The organism is Lysinibacillus sp. NPDC093197, assembly GCF_044754025.1.
Lineage (GTDB): Bacteria > Bacillota > Bacilli > Bacillales_A > Planococcaceae > Lysinibacillus.
The window spans coordinates 301,389-319,356 of sequence record NZ_JBIVOH010000002.1 but is presented as its reverse complement, the minus strand read 5'-3'; the positions used below and the strand labels follow the sequence as shown (position 1 = coordinate 319,356).

The 17,968-nt window shown below is 36.6% G+C and carries 18 protein-coding genes; 14 read left to right on the top strand and 4 right to left on the bottom strand.

The window, feature by feature from the left end; translation table 11 throughout:
* Positions 1-175 precede the first annotated feature (175 nt).
* Positions 176-664 carry a hypothetical protein gene (locus tag ACIP9G_RS07470; RefSeq protein WP_340824981.1) on the bottom strand — a complete coding sequence of 163 codons (489 nt, stop codon included), beginning with the start codon at positions 662-664 and terminating at the stop codon, positions 176-178.
* 527 nt (positions 665-1,191) lie between these two features.
* Here ACIP9G_RS07470 and ACIP9G_RS07465 point away from each other — a divergent pair.
* The 6 genes from ACIP9G_RS07465 to ACIP9G_RS07440 all read left to right on the top strand — a co-directional run bounded on the left by ACIP9G_RS07465 (position 1,192) and on the right by ACIP9G_RS07440 (position 9,232).
* The gene (locus tag ACIP9G_RS07465) at positions 1,192-2,559 is read left to right on the top strand and encodes an APC family permease (protein ID WP_401018587.1); all 1,368 of its coding nucleotides are present in this window, start codon (positions 1,192-1,194) and stop codon (positions 2,557-2,559) included.
* Between the two features lie 219 nt (positions 2,560-2,778).
* The gene (locus ACIP9G_RS07460; RefSeq protein WP_401018585.1) at positions 2,779-4,251 is read left to right on the top strand and encodes an aldehyde dehydrogenase family protein; all 1,473 of its coding nucleotides are present in this window, start codon (positions 2,779-2,781) and stop codon (positions 4,249-4,251) included.
* 75 nt (positions 4,252-4,326) lie between these two features.
* Positions 4,327-5,508 (top strand): iron-containing alcohol dehydrogenase, encoded by a 1,182-nt coding sequence (locus ACIP9G_RS07455; protein ID WP_401018584.1) that lies wholly within the window; start codon positions 4,327-4,329, stop codon positions 5,506-5,508.
* Positions 5,509-5,572: 64 nt separating this feature from the next.
* The gene (speB, locus tag ACIP9G_RS07450) at positions 5,573-6,577 is read left to right on the top strand and encodes an agmatinase (protein ID WP_401018582.1); all 1,005 of its coding nucleotides are present in this window, start codon (positions 5,573-5,575) and stop codon (positions 6,575-6,577) included.
* A 310-nt stretch (positions 6,578-6,887) separates the two neighbouring features.
* Positions 6,888-7,718 (top strand): MerR family transcriptional regulator, encoded by an 831-nt coding sequence (locus ACIP9G_RS07445; protein WP_401018581.1) that lies wholly within the window; start codon positions 6,888-6,890, stop codon positions 7,716-7,718.
* A gap of 308 nt (positions 7,719-8,026) precedes the next feature.
* Positions 8,027-9,232, top strand: a complete 1,206-nt coding sequence (locus ACIP9G_RS07440) for an MFS transporter (protein WP_401018580.1) — start codon at positions 8,027-8,029, stop codon at positions 9,230-9,232.
* Between the two features lie 59 nt (positions 9,233-9,291).
* Here the strand turns inward: ACIP9G_RS07440 and ACIP9G_RS07435 are convergent, their stop codons facing one another.
* On the bottom strand, positions 9,292-10,536 hold the full coding sequence (locus ACIP9G_RS07435; RefSeq protein WP_401018579.1) for a ferredoxin reductase family protein: 1,245 nt from the start codon (positions 10,534-10,536) through the stop codon (positions 9,292-9,294).
* A gap of 205 nt (positions 10,537-10,741) precedes the next feature.
* Between ACIP9G_RS07435 and ACIP9G_RS07430 the strand changes: the two genes are divergently transcribed.
* Positions 10,742-11,230 carry a metal-dependent hydrolase gene (locus ACIP9G_RS07430; protein ID WP_401018577.1) on the top strand — a complete coding sequence of 163 codons (489 nt, stop codon included), beginning with the start codon at positions 10,742-10,744 and terminating at the stop codon, positions 11,228-11,230.
* A gap of 87 nt (positions 11,231-11,317) precedes the next feature.
* Here ACIP9G_RS07430 and ACIP9G_RS07425 read toward each other — a convergent pair whose 3' ends face one another.
* Complete coding sequence (locus ACIP9G_RS07425; RefSeq protein WP_401019080.1) at positions 11,318-12,103, bottom strand: squalene/phytoene synthase family protein; 786 nt, start codon at positions 12,101-12,103, stop codon at positions 11,318-11,320.
* 301 nt (positions 12,104-12,404) lie between these two features.
* Between ACIP9G_RS07425 and ACIP9G_RS07420 the strand changes: the two genes are divergently transcribed.
* The 5 genes from ACIP9G_RS07420 (at position 12,405) to ACIP9G_RS07400 (ending at position 15,485) form a co-directional block, all read left to right on the top strand.
* On the top strand, positions 12,405-13,139 hold the full coding sequence (locus tag ACIP9G_RS07420) for an SDR family NAD(P)-dependent oxidoreductase (RefSeq protein ID WP_172771011.1): 735 nt from the start codon (positions 12,405-12,407) through the stop codon (positions 13,137-13,139).
* A gap of 432 nt (positions 13,140-13,571) precedes the next feature.
* Entirely contained in the window at positions 13,572-14,408 is an 837-nt protein-coding gene (gene coaW / locus ACIP9G_RS07415; RefSeq protein WP_401018576.1) for a type II pantothenate kinase, read from the top strand.
* 202 nt (positions 14,409-14,610) lie between these two features.
* Positions 14,611-14,835 (top strand): hypothetical protein, encoded by a 225-nt coding sequence (locus tag ACIP9G_RS07410; protein ID WP_172771013.1) that lies wholly within the window; start codon positions 14,611-14,613, stop codon positions 14,833-14,835.
* Positions 14,836-14,852: 17 nt separating this feature from the next.
* Entirely contained in the window at positions 14,853-14,993 is a 141-nt protein-coding gene (locus ACIP9G_RS07405; RefSeq protein WP_340824972.1) for a hypothetical protein, read from the top strand.
* A gap of 168 nt (positions 14,994-15,161) precedes the next feature.
* Entirely contained in the window at positions 15,162-15,485 is a 324-nt protein-coding gene (locus ACIP9G_RS07400; RefSeq protein WP_401018573.1) for a DUF3889 domain-containing protein, read from the top strand.
* 30 nt (positions 15,486-15,515) lie between these two features.
* Here ACIP9G_RS07400 and ACIP9G_RS07395 read toward each other — a convergent pair whose 3' ends face one another.
* Complete coding sequence (locus ACIP9G_RS07395; protein WP_340824969.1) at positions 15,516-16,070, bottom strand: DJ-1/PfpI family protein; 555 nt, start codon at positions 16,068-16,070, stop codon at positions 15,516-15,518.
* 263 nt (positions 16,071-16,333) lie between these two features.
* Here ACIP9G_RS07395 and ACIP9G_RS07390 point away from each other — a divergent pair, with 263 nt between their 5' ends.
* Entirely contained in the window at positions 16,334-16,732 is a 399-nt protein-coding gene (locus ACIP9G_RS07390; RefSeq protein WP_340824968.1) for a MarR family winged helix-turn-helix transcriptional regulator, read from the top strand.
* Entirely contained in the window at positions 16,732-17,931 is a 1,200-nt protein-coding gene (locus ACIP9G_RS07385; RefSeq protein WP_401019079.1) for an MFS transporter, read from the top strand. Before ACIP9G_RS07390 ends, ACIP9G_RS07385 begins: the two co-directional genes overlap by 1 nt.
* Positions 17,932-17,968: the final 37 nt, after the last annotated feature.

The following is a 17,968-nucleotide window of genomic DNA, read 5'->3' as shown; positions in this document are numbered from 1 at the left end:
ATAATATAGCATATCCAACGTAATTTCTGACTTCTTTTTTAAAAAAATATTGGAAATATGAGGAAGAAGTGTTTGCTAAAATAAATTGTATAAAATAGGAATAGAAAAACTTACTTAAGCAAAAAAAAATCCTCTTTCATTCTTTTGAACGAAAGAGGACTATAAACGCTGAAATTTATACTATGAATGGGCGTTTCATTCGCATTAAGCCGTAAATGGCAAAGAATAGGCCGCCAGTAATAATGGATAAGATCATATAGAGAACAGCTTTGCCGGTATCTCCAGTCCAACGATATAAGAGACGATAGGAGTAATAAATCCAATAGCAAAACATAACGAGTGACGCGATTACACCAACAGCAGGAATAAACGAAACGATAAACAATCCTGCATAAATTAAGGTCGTTTTTTTCGCTGCAGCACGAATTGTCACATCATCATCACCGTTAGCCGTTAGTAGGAAAAGGCTGTAAATGTTTATAATAGGAATCCAAGCAATATAAGCTATATCGCTAAAGCCATTTGTTTTAGATGTCATAAAATAAATTAGTGCATTAACAATATACCCAATAATTAACATTGCGAAAAATATTAAAAGAAACACAACCATAAAGCCACCGAAGACTGCATCATAATCACTATAATACGGATCATAATAACTCATCAAAAAACCTCCCTTTCAACAAATTTAATAATTAACTTAAGATTTAAATCCATAACAATTCCCAAGAAATTTTTAGCAATATTCCGAGATATATAGACTAAATATTTCAGAGAACATTAAATCACTTTATGAATTCATCCCGTTTTTCATGCTATGTAAATAAAAAATGCAATTATTTAAGTAAATATATAGGTATGTAAGTGCTACTTTTATGATTAGTTAGTCACAGTGAAATTAAGTAAAGGATGTTCACAATCCTCTCATTTGTAAAAAAGCAATCCACAAGTCGGGATATATGACTCTTGGATTGCTTTTCCTATTTTAACTTTTAAGTAAATAAACATACAAAAAGTTGAGAGTGCTTTGGTGTGAAATTTCTCCTCATTCAAATTCAACTTCCGATTTTTTTTTACTAAAAACTAAATCAAGTTGTTGACCTTTGTGTAACACAAACCTTTATATTCATTATTAACAAAATAATAAATATTCCGAAGATTTGGAATTTAAAAGTGGATGGGGGAGTTATTTTGAAACGACAAACATTAATGCGAACACTTACTTTATCACAAGTTGTATTTTTAGGTATTGCCTGGAATAATCCGATGGTGTTCTTCAATACTTATGGAATCGCTACTGTCACTTCCCAAGGTGTCATCATGGGGGCTTATATCATCGCCTTTGTTGCAATCCTATTCACCGCATTCAGTTATGGAAAGATGGCAAAAGCATTTCCCATTGCAGGTTCTGCTTATACATTCACACAAAAATCAATTAATCCACAACTTGGCTTTTTAATTGGTTGGACAATCATGTTGGATTATATGTTGACTCCAATGGTCACTTGTTTAATGTCTACTGTTTTTTTACATGCGGTATTTCCTGAGGTCCCTCACGCGCTGTGGATTATCCTATTAACTGCAACTATTGTAATACCAAGCATCTTAGGGGTTAAGTTTACTGCTTCCACGGGTAAGATTTTTGTTCTGGCTCAAGTCATTTTTGTTTGTATCTTTTGGATTTTGACTATTAAAAGTTTAATGGCTGGTATAGGTGCAGGGACGCTATTTTCCATTCAGCCTTTATTCAATACAGAAATTGAACTGCCTGTAATATTGGCAGGTGCTTCAATTCTGTGTTTCAGTTTTCTTGGCTTTGACTCACTGACTACATTGTCTGAAGAAACAATTAATCCTGAAAAGACAATTCCTAGAGCAATCATTATCATGTTGGTGACTATTGGTGTTCTTTATATTGGGTCGGCTTATTTAGCACAATTGGTTCACCCAGGCTTTACATTTGAAAGCACTGATTCTGCAGCGATGGAAGTTGTCTATTTAGTCGGAGGGAATTTGTTTAAATCTATATTTGTAACCGCGGTTATTTTGGGGAATTTCTCTTCTGGTGTAGCTTCTACTACAAGTGCATCGCGTGTCCTGTATGCTATGGGGCGAGATTCTGTACTGCCTAAAAAAGTATTTGGTCATATTCACTCACGATTTAAAACACCTTCAACAGGAATAATTGTAATCGGTCTCATTTCATTGCTTGGAATTGTTATGACACTCGACCAAGTCATTAAGTTTATTAATTTTGGGGCACTGATTGCGTTCGCTTCAGTTAATTTATCCGTTATAGTGCATTATTTTATTCGCAATGGTAAACGCAATACTTTAACCGAATACATTCGATATCTGCTAATGCCTTTGCTTGGAGCAGGATTTACGTTATGGCTTTGGTCTCACTTAGAATTAGATGCATTAATTTTAGGAAGTATCTGGATGGCGATTGGCTTTGGATATCTGATGTATATGACCAAATTTTTCAGACAGGAATTACCAGAATTCAGTTTTGATAAGGATGTAATTCCTGAAAATGTACTTATAGAAGATTTGTAATGAATAAATGATTTACTTGTCATTTATATAAGTAGGAATTCAAGTGAAAGGGGTGAGGCGATTATAATTAGCGATTTTCAGCGATTGCTAGTTAATCAAAAATAGTGCTATCAGAAGGGGTTATATAACTCTACGAATTGATTAATCTCTTATATTGTATGAGAGGATAAATATGCGTTTGTGTAAATATGGAAAATATTAATTTAGGGAGGTATTAAAATGCTAAATTTAAAGATGTTTATTAATGGAGAATGGTTGGATTCAGTGAATAAAGAGAAACGTAATATTATCAATCCGGCAAATAGCGAAGTAATTGCAGAGGCTCCTAGAGCAAATATAGATGAAACACAAAATGCTATTAATGCAGCACGAATTGCTTTTGATTCTGGTATTTGGTCAAACTTGCCTGTTTCTGAAAGAGCATCTTATTTATTTAAAATTGCGGATAAACTTGAGGAGAATGCATCAGAGCTAAGTGAACTTGAAATGTTAAATACAGGCAAGCCCCTTAGAGAAGCAGAGTTCGATGTAGGAGATGCAGTGAATTGTTTCCGATATTATGGCGGTCTAGTCACAAAACCAAATGGTCAAACATATTCAGTTGCCGACCCGGTACAAGCGCTTGTTGTGAGGGAACCTGTAGGTGTATGTGGTCTGATTGCCCCTTGGAATTTCCCGTTATTAACTGGCGCATGGAAAATTGCGCCTGCGCTAGCAGCTGGAAATACGATTATCTTTAAGCCATCAGAGTTAACGCCGATCACTACTATGAAACTTTTTGAAATTATTGAAGAAGTCGGGATTCCGAAAGGTGTTGCGAATTTGGTTACTGGAGGAGGTTCTACTGTCGGAAATGAATTGGCAGAGAGCGATAAAGTCGATATGGTTTCCTTTACTGGCAGTACATCAGTGGGCAGATCCATCATGAAGGCAGCATCAGGAAATATTAAGAAGGTGGCACTTGAATTAGGTGGTAAATCGCCTAATATCGTCTTTGCTGACGCAGATTTTGAAACAGCAGTTGATTATGCGTTATATGGAATATTTGTAAATGCGGGTCAAGTGTGCAATTCAGGTTCAAGATTGCTTCTCGAAGAAAGCATTCATGACAAGTTCGTTGAAAGCCTAATTAGTAAAGCGAACAATATTCGTGTCGGACGAGGCGATGATCCACATACTCAAATGGGCGCTCTTGTAGGAGAAGATCATATGAACTCGGTGCTAAATTATATTCAAATCGGTATTGATGAAGGCGCAAAATTAGTTTGTGGCGGTAAACGGATTACAAGTAAAGGGCTTGAACACGGTTGTTTTATTGAGCCAACAATATTTATAGAAACAACGCCAGACATGAAAATTGTCCAAGAAGAAATATTCGGTCCTGTTCTAGTTGTGCAAAAGTTCAAAGATGAAGCGGAAGCTATTAAACTCGCAAATGATACGCCTTACGGACTTGCAGCTGGGGTATTCTCTCAAGATGGCGCAAAAGCATTACGAGTGATTAAAAAAATTAGAGCAGGTATTACATCGATTAATGCATACAATCTTGCTTACAACGAAGCTCCATGGGGTGGATATAAGCAGAGTGGACTTGGCCGAGGTTTAGGTACTTTTGGTTTAGATGAATTTTCAGAAGTGAAGCAAATAAATATAAATTTAGAAGTTAGTCCGACAAATTGGTTTGAGAGTTAAAGAGTGAGATAAAGAGAAATTCATGAAAGTTGTTTGTTGACGTAAAGTTTTGAAAATGGAAAGGGGAAATAATTAATGGTATGGAATTTTAATTTCAATTTACCTACTTCAATTGAGTTTGGTAATGGGACAGTGAAAAATGTAGGGAAAAGAGCCAAAGAATTAGGTAGTAAAAAAGCGCTCATTATTACAGATAAAGGACTTGCACAAACAGGGATTTTAAAAAAGGTAACTGACTCGTTGGAACAGGAAGGGATTCCATTCCTTGTATATGATGACATTATGCCGAATCCGAAAGACGTAGATTGCGTAAAAGCCTATGAACAATTTAAAAATGAAAATATTGATTTGTTGGTTGGTCTCGGTGGTGGTAGTTCAATGGATACTGCCAAAGCAATTGGGGTACTTTTCACGCATGAAGGGGAGTTAAAAGATCGCTATGGTTTCAATTTGTTGGATCACGACATTACACCCCTTATCTGTATCCCTACCACATCGGGTACAGGTAGTGAGGTGACGACAGGTTCTGTCATTACAGATACAATCACTAAACAGAAAGAGGCTATCCTTGATATAAAATTAGCACCAAAACTAGCGATAGTAGACCCTGAATTGACACTGTCTCTACCTAAATCAATAACTGCTGCTACTGGTATGGATGCATTGACACATGCAATCGAAGCCTATACGAGCAATATTGCTGAACCGATTTCAGATGCACTCAGTCTTTATGCTATCGAAATAATTGCTAAGTATCTTCCACTCGCTGTTGAAAACGGGAACGATGTAGAAGCTAGGCAAAATATGCTTGGTGGAAGTTTGATTGCAGGAATGGCATTTACTCACGCAGACTTAGGTGCGGTACACGCAATGGCTGAACCGCTTGGAGGACTATATGATACACCACATGGGGTGGCAAATTCTATCTTCCTTCCATATGTGTTTGAATATAATATCCCTTCCAATGTGGAAAAGCATGCGACGGTAGCTGTGAAACTTGGTGCGAGAACGGAAGGAAAGACCATCGAGGAAATTGCTCAAGAAGGTGTTGTTTTGCTACACGAACTATCAAACAAAATCGGTATACCAAAATTTAGTGATTTAGATAATGTTCATCCTGATGATTTCGAGTTTCTTGCTGAAGGTGCATTCAATCATTTATGTACAATGACCAATTCACGTAAGTTATCGAAGGATGATTACTTGAAATTGTTTCAAATGACTTATGGTATGAAAGAGCAACATGTATCTAAATAACATCACAGTACACACGGGGGATTCTGTGTTAGGAATGTAATAGTAGTATGGAAGGGGAATAATAATGGTTAAACACAATGAGAAACAGATTTTAAATTTGCCATTTACAGGAATATGCACGTTTGGAAAATATCCAATCTGCGATGATTTAGAGCAGCTAAGTGCCGATGTAGCGGTTATCGGAGTGCCGAATGACATGGGTACGCAATGGAAATCGGGTGCCAGAATGGGACCACGAGGAATCAGGGAAGGATCAACGCTTTACAGTTTTGGATTAGATGGAGCTTATGACATCGAAAATGATATCACATATCTCGGACCCAATTGGAAAGTAGTAGATTGTGGCGATGTGGATATGGTACATGGCGACCTTATGCAATGTCACGAAAATACAGAAGCGGCGATTCGCAAAATTGTTTCAAAGGGCGCGATGCCAGTAGTACTTGGAGGAGATCATTCTATTACTGCTGCAGTAGGAAAAGGATTGGAAGAATTAGGTCCATTTCATGTTATACAAATTGATGCTCATCTAGATTGGGCGGATCACCGCTCTGGAATGCGTTATGGTCATGGGAACTGTATCCGTCGTTTATCTGAGCTAGATTACGTACAAAAAATATTCCAATTAGGGATTCGTGGTATAAGTAGTAGTAAAAAAGAAGATGTTGATGCTGCAAGAGCGTATGGTAGCGTGATATTATCTCCCCGACAAATGAGAAAAATGGGGCTTGAAGAAGTGCTGAAACAAATACCAGCAGGAGAAAAATATTATGTAACGATTGATATTGATGGCTTGGATCCATCTATCGCTCCGGGGACGGGTACACCCTCCCCAGGTGGATTACTTTACGATGAAGTAAATGAATTACTGCAAGGGATTGCACAAAGGGGAGAAGTGATTGGGTTCGATTTAGTAGAAGTAGCACCACCTTATGATCCGACTGGTATAACGGGGCAAGTAGCTGCTCGACTAATGCTTGATTTACTTAGTTATGTTTTGAAAGAGAAGGAGATTGAAAGGGAAGCGGAAATGGAAAAAGTACGCCAAAAAGAAGGACTGTTAAACTGAAATTAATTTTTCTTGTAACTAGTAAGTAATTCTTGAAAAACTTGGGCATATATTCACTGAAAATGGGATTGAAATAAAACCTTGACAAATAATCAGAAAAAAATGCATAGTTTGAATAAGAAGCTCGTATTTCAATCGTCCTATAAAGGAGTACAAATTGATTTTGGAATAAATTCAAGTAGGTAGGAAAAAATTGAGCATAATCTTTATCACTTCCTCGATAAAGTTTGTTAAATGTAAACTAATCAAACCTGAATGATTTCAATTTGGTCAGTTTTTTAGAAACCTACTATATTAGGAGGTAAGCTAATTGAAAGAAAAACTGACCATCGGCGAAATGGCAAAGTTGCGTGGTGTGACTTCGGAGACATTACGTCACTATGACAGGATCGACTTGTTCAAGCCGCAATTCGTCGATCCTCTTTCAGGCTATCGTTACTACTCTATTTTCCAATATGAGATTCTAGGGACGATTAAAGAATTAAGGCAACTTAGAATGACTACGGATGAAATAAAGGAATATCTTAATGAACGCAATTTCAGTAAATCATTGGAAATAATGAAAGCAAAACATGAAGAACTTGTTTCCAATCTTAAAGAATTAAATGAAATGGAAGAAAATATAAGAGAAAAAATTGCCTATTTGGAACAGGTAGAAAAAGAAAGTGAGCTACAGAAAGTCATATTCCGTGAAATGAAGAGTAGACGATTACTTACATTGCATGAAAAAATTAATGATAACTTTGAGCTTTGTTATGGTGTCCTGAATTTAGAAAATATGCTAACAGAAAAGACGCCTATTCTTGCTACCAACAGACTAGGCATTATTATAGAAGAAACGAATCTTAAAACGGAGCGTTTTGAAGAGCCTTCTACTATTTTTATTGTAGCGAAAAACAAGGAAGTTATTCCGAATACATATGAGCTGACTGTTCCAGGAGGATTATTTGCCTGTATCAGATACAATGGAGAATTATTGACAAGTCGTAGTGAGAGTTTAAGAAAGATGCTTCAACAACTTAAAATAAATGGTTATCAAATTATCGGTGATGCATTGCAAATAATGCATATAGATATTACAATTTCGGATAAACCAAATGAGATTACCTTTGAAATCCAAGTTCCTGTACGAAAAATGTAAAAATAGCAATTTTATTATGAAATACAGAGAAACTCCATTTTGCTCGACTACTATTCAAAATGGAGTTATTTTTTACTATAAAAAATGCATCTATCGGATTATTGTTAAAAATTTTGATAAATCTAGTTCCCCCAAGATTTATCTACTAGACAAAAGGAGGGCAGTTTGCATGTGTAGTCCAATTTAAAAATCACCCATTTGAATGAATTTCATTTCGTGAAAAATGGGGGAGGAAAGTTTACATGAACAGTCCAATTTAAAAATCACCCATTTCGATAAATTTAATTTCTTGAAAATGGGGGTTTATTATGAAATTGGGTAGAAATTTTTCATTATTACTGATCGGTCAGTCACTGGCAAATATAGGTGATGTTTTATATATAGTGAGCATTATTCATTTAATTTACGTTGTAACGGAATCGGCTATTGCAGCATCATTTGTGCCATTTACAATTGCTTCATCAATGTTTGTATCAAGCATATTGACTCCGCTTTTGTTTGGAAAAGTGAATTTAAAATGGTTAATGGCAGGTTCGCAAATAGGAAAGACCTGTTTATTATTTTTATTAGGGCTACTGTTATATGTAACAACAGCGACTAACTTTTACTTGTTGTTTATTGTTATAAGTATGGTTGCATTTCTTGATGGTTGCGCGAATCCAATAAGACAGACATTGGTTCCACATTATGTGAAAGACGAACAATTATTGAAGGCAAATGGCATTGACGAAGCAGTCACTCAATTTATTCAAACCGTTATGTGGTTCGTAGGTAGCCTATTTTTACTTTTTCTAAGTTCCCAGCAAGTAGTTTGGGTAGTGGGCTGTTTGTTTACAGTGGCCAGTATTGTCTTATGCTTGTTAGAAAATGTTGACCATCAATCACTTGCACAACAAGGGAAAATAGAACAAGTTATCAAAGGCTGGAAATTACTTTGGCATACGCCACTGTTAAGAAGGATTGTTTGGATAGATTTTCTCGAATCGATTGCAGGTACGGTTTGGATTGCTGCAATTATATTGGTATTTGTCACGGATGCTTTACTAGTTGACGAGCAATGGTGGGGCTTTTTGAATGGCACATTTTTTGTAGGTTTAATAGCAGGAAGCGTTTATTGTGTTAAATATACATCTTTTATTGAGCGGCAATTAGCGAAAGTGATGTTTATTGGTTCTTTGTTTATGTTTATAGCAACCATTTTTTTTAGTGTTAATAGTATTCCAATTATCGCATTATTATTAACTTTTTGCGTTGGGTTTTTTGGCCAAATAAAGAGCATCCCACAACATACGGTTATTCAAACGAGTGTCCCAAAAGGAGAACTGTCCTCTGTATATACTTCTTTAAGTGCGATTTCTACGGGGGCATTTGGCATTTCCTCTCTTATGATGGGAATAATTGCAGATGTTATAGGCGTAAGACTAGTCTTTTTGATTTCGGGGCTATTACTTGCAGTCGTAAGTGTCATTATAGTGAAAAATAGGCATTTGTTTAGTCGTAAAATTATTAAATGATAATAAGCGAAAGAGGCTCACATTCCTACTATTGGATGTAGCCTCTTTTTTTGGATACGTTATTTAAATTTAAAGGTTTCATAGTTGATGTCGATATCGCTACTGTTGGATTTGAAATGCTTAATAAAGTACTTCACCATTTTCTCAGGGCCACACAAAAAGATGCTCGTATGCACTGGCACTGAATAATGATCGAAAGTAAGTCTGTCCATGGTGGTCGTATCGATAAAATTCACTTTAAAATGCTTATTGTTTTCTGCGTATTTTTGTAAAAAAATTTTATAGATAGCATCGTTTTCTCCACGGAACGTGTAAAATAATTCAATTTCGCGATCAGTAGGTTGCGATTGTAAATACGATATAAAAGGCGTAATACCTACACCACCAGCTATCCAAATTTGTTGTTGATAACCTTTGTCAAAGTTTAGATGACCGTAGGGGCCTTCAATGGATACTTGTGTTTGCAATTGTATTTGTGTATTTACCTTTTTAGTAAAATCGCCAAGTGCCTTAATCGATACAAAAATTTTATGACCATCTCCGCCTGAAATGGAGAAGGGGTGTGGTGCTTTTTCTAAACCATCTTGGAATATTTTTAAAAAGATATACTGACCATGACGATAGGGGAATTTTCGATCTAATGTTAATTCTAATTCAACTGCGCTAGCACCCATCTTTCGGATGCCTGTAACGTTACCTGTATGTTTAAATCGCATATCTTGATACATTGTAAGCATATATAAAGCGGACATTGTCCCTATAATGGCAGTTATTGCAGTAAAAATACCGAGGGGTGTCACTTGAAATAAATCATACTTGCTTGAAAAGTAGACATGGTAAAGGCCAATCGCATACGGTAAAAGCAATAAACGGTGAATATAGCGCCAATGCTCATATTTCAGAAATTTTGCTAATAGTGCAATGGCGATTAGCCCGATAAAGCCATATTGCGCAAGCTCACCAAATTTCTTTGCTAATTCATTGAGCGGAGTTTCTATCCCTTTATCCCCATGTGGCACTAAATCTTGCAATTGACTGTGTAAAATCACTAGCCCTAATGATAGAATCGCCAAATACTTATGATATTTATAGACATGTTCTAAGCCATGAAACCACCGTTCGAGAATTTTATTTCTTGTGGCAAGTAAAAAAACAAGAAAGAATCCTGTAATTGCCATGCCCCCAATAATATGGCTGAGCCTATTTAACTCATGTAAAGTTTCAATCGGCGTCGCACAATACCATAGTAACGCACTCCCAAGCATCGTGATGAAAATAAATAGCATTCCTTTATACGTTTTCATAGCTACCTCCCGTAGTCATTTTTCACGTTAGACCTACTAGATATACAATTTCATTACAAAAATTTTAGGCTCGCTTTGGAGAATTTCGAAAGTAGTCAACGTAAAGTAAAAAAATAAAACGTATGTTTGGAATGTATGTTCTCTTTTGGAGGAGAATATGTTACATTAGGAAAGTAAAATTACAGTACATAGAGAGGGAGTAATTATGCAAGGGAATACACACATCATTGGAGGCATCACAGCTAGCCTTGCCTTTGCTCAAATTTCAAATGATAATCCATTCGTATTAGTTGGAGCTGGTATTATCGGAGCATTAATTCCGGATATTTGCCATGGCGGAAGCAAAATTGGGCGGACATTTCCCATCATTTCAAAAATTGTTAACAAGCTATTTGGACATCGTTCCTTTACACATAGTTTACTGTTTTTGTTTCTTGTAGCGACACTGTTACACGCAATAATCCCATATGAATCGATTATTGCGGGACTTTTAGTAGGCATGGTGAGTCATATTGTCCTCGATATGGGGACGAAACAAGGGGTGAAGCTATTTTTCCCGATAAACATGTCAGTGCGCTTTCCTTTAACAACGAAAACTGGCGGAAAAGTAGAAAAAGTTGTCTTTACATTATTATCGGTACTTTCTCTATATTTCGGCTATGAGCTAATTAGTCGATTCGTCAGCGTCATATGAACAATAAAGCCCTTGTGTGAGACCAATCTCAACACAAGGGCTTTTGAATTTTTATGAATTGTAGTGAATTGTGTGGGTGCCAGGCACCTATTTTTGAATCTCTTCTACAGTTTGCTCTACTTCAGCGCGCGTCATTTTTTCACGACCTTCTTGCATTGCTTTTAATGTTTTATGGGCTAAAGCAAGTGGAAGACGACAGAACAATAAAATCGTACGCTTATTGATTGCCTTCATATAAAGATCTGCTTTCGCTAGGTTTTCCTCGGCATAGGCAAACAAATCTTCTCGTGTCCAACCGTCCGGCACAAAGCTTACACCACGCTCGTCTAAATCCTCATGCTGATTACGTAAAATATTGACTGCTTGTAGTCCTCGACCGTAGCCAATTGCTAATTCGCGATCTGTTTGAACGTCTGCACCCCATGCCCATAACTCTGACAGCATTGTCCCAACGAGTCCTGCAACATAGTATGTATAGTCATCCAAATCTTCACGTGTATGCACTTGCCAATTTGCTTTTGCCCATTTTGCCATGCCATATGCCATTTCACTTGTAGATGCTTGGACAATTTCTCGAGAGCCGTCTGGGCAAAATGTTAGCCAATCCGCTAAACGAAGGGAAACTTCGGGTAATTGTTCAGCGTATGGAGCTAGTAAAGTATTATAGGCTACTTCATCGAACTCTTCTTTTAATAATTCACTTGTTGCGGAAAGTAAATCGAATTTCACATCATTCGAAAGTTCTTCATGGTCTTCGATTTCGTCAATGGCACGCATCGCTAAATATGCAGCAGCAACTGACATTTTTAAATCATTTTTTAAAAAAGTAATAGGTATATAAAATGTGCGACTCGTTTCTTTTAAAACTTGCATCGCTTCTTTATAAAGTGTTTTTTTATCTTTCACGTGTTTTTCCTCCGTTCAAATAGTCAAGCCTCAATGTATATCGTATCGCAAAATTGAGGAAAGTGAAAACAGATTGTTCAAATATCGGTCATATTCTTTGAAAACGCTTCAAAATTATGATAAAGTTTAATAGTAAACTATTTAAACATATACAGTTTGACAGAAAACTGCATTAGTTTTAAAGTGCTAGGCGACTGTTTGTAATTAAAGTTACATAACAACGCTAAATACGCTTAGGCGAAATAGAAGAGAGAGGAAGTTTTTTTTAATGGGACGTTTAGACAACAAAATCGCAATTATTACAGGTGGCGCATCAGGAATGGGCGCTTCAATGGCAGAGCTATTCACTAAAGAGGGCGCAATCGTAATTGCTGCTGATATTAACGAAGAAAATTTAGCAAAAATTTCTGAATTAGAAAACGTAGAAGGCATGAAATTAGACGTTTCTTCTGATGAAAACTGGGCTGAATTTACAAAAGCGGTTGTTGAAAAATATGGTCGTATCGATATTTTAATCAACAATGCTGGTATTTCTTCACAAAAATCTCCACAAGATATTACAGACCAAGATTGGGCTATCATGCACAAAATTAACTCATTCGGTCCTTTCTTAGGAATTAAACATGTTTCTAAATACATGAAAGAAGCTGGAAAAGGCTCAATCGTTAATACATCATCATACACTGCTATTATCGGTTCTGGCTTAAACTCTTATACAGCTTCAAAAGGTTCTTTACGCGCAATCGCACGTGCAGCAGCTGCTGAATTAGGTAGATCTAACATTCGTGTAAACACAGTATTCCCTGGTGTAATTGAAACACCAATGACTGCTAACATCGGTCAATTCAAAGAAGCAATGGACATGTTAGTTCGTGCTACTCCAATGGGTCGTCTTGGACAACCAGAAGAAGTTGCAAACGCTATTTTATTCTTAGCATCTGATGAAGCTTCTTACATCACAGGTGGCGAGCTTGTAATTGATGGCGGATACTCTGCACAATAATTAGCTTTTTTAGAATGTTATAATAAAAAGAGTCGACTGTTTTAACAGCGGCTCTTTTTTTTGCATAAAATGTAAATATTTATTGCATTTATCTATTAATTTTGCTATTTTTCATGTTTTTTTTCATGAAAGTTTGCCAAGTTATTGCACAATCATTTCAACAGCGGTAAAGTTTAGGGAGGGCGAATATTCACTTGCGCCTCGGCTTAATTATCGCTGACGTTTCGCTTTCGCGCAGAACCAGTGTGTCAGGATTTTGAATTGTGCATACACAATAAACTCCTTTCGAAATCGTTGACAATCGCCGGAGGCATGAACTTTAATCAGTTAGCGTTTAGACACTCACTGAATAAAAGAGTAAACTAGTATTCATCTAACCATCTATTTAGGTAGGAAAAATTTTTCTGCTGAATAAAGTTAAAGGAGAATGGTATGCCAAAGGCTATAGGTATTGATGCAGGCGGCACATTGACGAAGGTTGCCTACTTAGACGAGCAAAACGAACTTATTTTAACAACTTTTCCGTCAAATGATTTGCAGACTGTAATGGAGTGGATTAAAAATAATCCAGATATTGAGGATATTGGTGTTACGGGGGGACGTACAGAACAATTACTTGATGTCATAAAAACAATGAAATCGATTCATTATATAGTAGAATTTGAAGCTACATTGAAGGGTGTTCGTTTTTTACTAAATAAAGAAGGATATTACTTTGAGCGTAGTATGATTACCAATATTGGAACGGGAACTTCCATTCATTATATGGAAGATAATACACATATTCGCGTTGGTGGTACAGGCGTAGGCGGCGGCACATTAATTGGATTGTCAGCGCTTACAACAGGAATTACAGATTACAATGAAATCCGTGAGCTGGCTACAAGAGGTAATCGTGAAGGTGTCGATTTACTTGTAAAAGATATTTATCAAGGAATGGATACGCCAATTGACGGGCATTTGACTGCAAGTAATTTTGGTAAAGTCGGTATTACGGAGGAAGTGAAACATCCTCCAGAGGATATTATTGCGACTGTGCAAGGACTTGTTGGTGAGGTTATTACGACACTAAGTATTCAATATGCCGAGGAAAAAAATGCGCAGCATATCGTTTATATTGGCTCAACTCTTAGTCATAATGACCACCTTACACATGTTATTGCCAATTATACACGGACGAAAAAACATACACCTATATTTATCAATGACCACGGTTTTTCAGGTGCAGTCGGTGCTTTACTTAATATAACTGAATATACAATTGTCTAAATGACAAATAAAAATGTACATTACTAATGATTATTGGTGATGTACATTTTTTCTATTTTAAACGGAATGGAGAAGCTTATTTGTTTAAAATCCCCCGTGTTTTTGAATGCAAATCTTGCCATTGTATCTTCTCCCATTGAAGTTTTCCCCAAAGCATAATTCCTTCACTCCTGAGCAAATTACAAGTAGGAGGTGAATAGTTATGGGCAATAGAAATAACAAAAACAGCAAAAAAACAATGAATGCAAGGACACACAATCCTTTTGGAACTTACAAAAGTAAAGACCTTGATGACAGTAATAGTAATAACAATAACCCAAACGATAATCTAAATGAAGAATTCAGTGCGGAATTTGATGCCAAAGCGAAAAATAAAAACAATAAAACCAATCATGATAAAAATCAACAATCTAATAAAAAGAGCTAAATTGGAGGGAGTTAGCAATGGCAAAGAAAAGTAAAACAAGCTTTAAAAAGAAAAAGAAGGAAGATACACATAAAAGAAATGATCGGGAAGAATATTCAGCAGAATTTAATAAAGTAATTCATAATAACCCTCAACAACCAAGTACAAAAAGACCCTAAAATATTGGATGCTCCAAAGATAACATCTGGAGCATTTATTTTTTGTAGTTAAAGCAAAGCTATACCGAGATTACATAATAAGAACAGTGCCATTTTCTTCAATAAAGCTGAGAAACATAATGATTTTTTATTTGTTGCACATTCTATAAAAAGAAAGGAGCTCAAAACATGCGCAAATTACTTGTAGCACTTGGATTTTTTATGATACCTCAAGCCGTGCCACTACCGATGCTGGATGCACATGCCGAGGTAACGCCTGCCTATGCTAAATGGGGGAAACTCGCTATTGAAAAGACACAATCATCATACCCCAATTCAAAAATTATCGACTACTTACATGAGGGTAGTGAAGTGAATGAAGAGGCAACCATAGAAAAATTTAAGCTTTGGTTAAAAGAGGGAGACAAAGAATTCGGTGTTTATGTAAGAATTAAGTATACGACTGAAACACAAAAAGTGTTGGATGTTGAGCTTCAGGAAACAGCTAAATAGAGGATGCCCGATTCGGCATCCTCTTCATCTTTATCCTTCTACTTTTTGAATAAATTCACGCATTAATCCAGGTAAATCAGGCCAAGCGTGACCACTAACAAGGTTGCCATCTGTGTGTAAATTTGCTTCGATATACGTACCACCCGCTACTTGGACTTCTGGTTTGCAGGCAATATAGGCAGTAAGTTCACGTCCTTTAAGTACATCTGGAATTGTTGCAAAAATTTGTGCCGCGTGGCATACCGCAGCAATAGGTTTATTCGCCTCAAAGAAATGGCTCACAATCGCTGGGACATGCTCATTTAATCGAATGTATTCAGGCGCGCGACCACCAGGGATGATTAAGCCATCAAATTGTGTTGGGTCGATATCCGCAAAGGCTGCCGTTGCTTCTAAGCCATAAGCTGGACGCTCTATATAAGTGTCCACACCCTCAACAAAATCATGACAAACGGTTTGTAGTTTTTTTACTGACGGTGCAGCAATGGACACTTCGTAGCCAGCTTCTAAACAACGGTAATATGGATAATAAATCTCCAATGCCTCTACAGCATCGCCTGCGATGATTAGTATGTTTTTCCCCATGTTCCCATCTCCCTTTTTATAAGTCTAGTAGCTGTATTCGACATTTATTGTAAATTCCCTGCTAACACGGATAAAAGCATTGAATCGCCAATAAACTTCTCGGAATCGCCAAGAAATGCATGAAAAACGCCACAAAACCCGAAAGAAATGCTGATAAAATCCAATAAATCGCAGATTGCAGCAAAAACAACATACTTTACAACCTAAAAAATGAGGCGTATAGTATTTATTTAGCTAGGTAAATAATTAAGGAGAGTGATAATATGAATCCCGTTTTCCATGCTTTATTTCAAAAAAGTCGCTATTTAACAAATTGCTTGAATGAAGTATTGAAACAGCACCAGCTGTATAGCTCGCAATGGACAATTTTATATTGCTTACATACACATGGTCCAATGACATTGACACAAATTTGGAAATATTTGAATGTCGAAGCGCCAAGTATAACGAGAGCTATTTCCAGGCTAGAAACTTTAGGCTGGGTGGAACGAATTGATGGAGAGGATAAGCGCGAAAAAATTGTGACATTATCAGCGATGGCGGAGGAACAACTACCGAAGATTACTGAAACGATCTTAGCGTTTGAGGAGGAAATGGTAGGTTCACTTACTGTTGAAGAGCAGTCACAATTTATAAATCTATTGCAAAAAATGAAAGGTTGATTGATGTGCAGCAAGAGGGCAACACACAAATATGGACGAAGCGGTTCATTAGTTTATTTATAACAAATATATCGGTATTTTTTGTTTTTTATGGTTTGGTAACGACTTTGCCACTGTATGCGATCGGCGAGCTACACCAAACAGATAAGGATGCGGGATTACTATTATCAGGTTTCTTATTATCAGCTATCATTGTACGTCCGTTTTCAGGTAAATTATTGGATGTGTTCGGCAAGAAAAAGCTTTTAGTCATTGCGATTGTAGGTTATTTCTTATGTACGATATTATATTTATTTATTCATCCATTTGGTCTTTTATTAGCATTACGTTTTGTGCAAGGGATTTTCTTTAGTATTATTACGACAGCAGCAGGTTCTTTAGCAGCAGATATTGTACCAAACAGTCGCAAAGGCACAGGGTTAGGTTATTTTACAATGTCCACGAATTTAGCAGTTGTTATTGGTCCATTTATCGGTTTACTTCTTATTCAATATAGCAGTTTTAATGTATTATTTATTGTCATGAGTATTTGTGTTTTAGCGGGTGGTATACTAGCTGTAACGATTAATACAGATGATTTACCGAAACCCGATCATCAAGGGAAACTAACTTTTAAATTCAATGATTTATTTGAACGAAAAGCGTTACCAGTAGCGGCTATTGCCAGCTTGGTTGCGTTTGCCTATGCTAGTGTATTATCATTTTTGTCAGTGTACGCACAGCAAAAGGATCTAATGTCTGTGGCAAGTTTCTTTTATGCAGTGTTTGCAGCGGCCATGCTAATTACACGACCTTATACTGGGAAGCTTTATGATACGAAAGGGCCGCAATTTGTAATTATCCCTGGTATTATTTCATTTGCAATTGGATTAATCCTCCTTGCGAATGTTTCAGGACCAGCGTTATTCTTATTTTCGGCAGTTTTTGTTGGATTTGGCTACGGAGCGGTAACAACAAGCTTACAAGCACTAGCTGTCCAATCAACAGCCCATACTCGTAGTGGCTACGCAACAGCAACATACTTTACAATGTTTGACCTTGGTATTGCCCTTGGATCATATATTTTAGGGATGGTCGCAGTGCAAGTAGGGTATGCATCCGTCTATTTAACAGGTGCAGGTGTACTCGGCGTTGTCTTTATGATTTATTTACTGCGTTTAGCAAAGTTAAAATCAAAAAAGGTGGCACATATTCAATAGCAATAACCGCTGAAAATTGCCGGTAAAAAATAAAAAT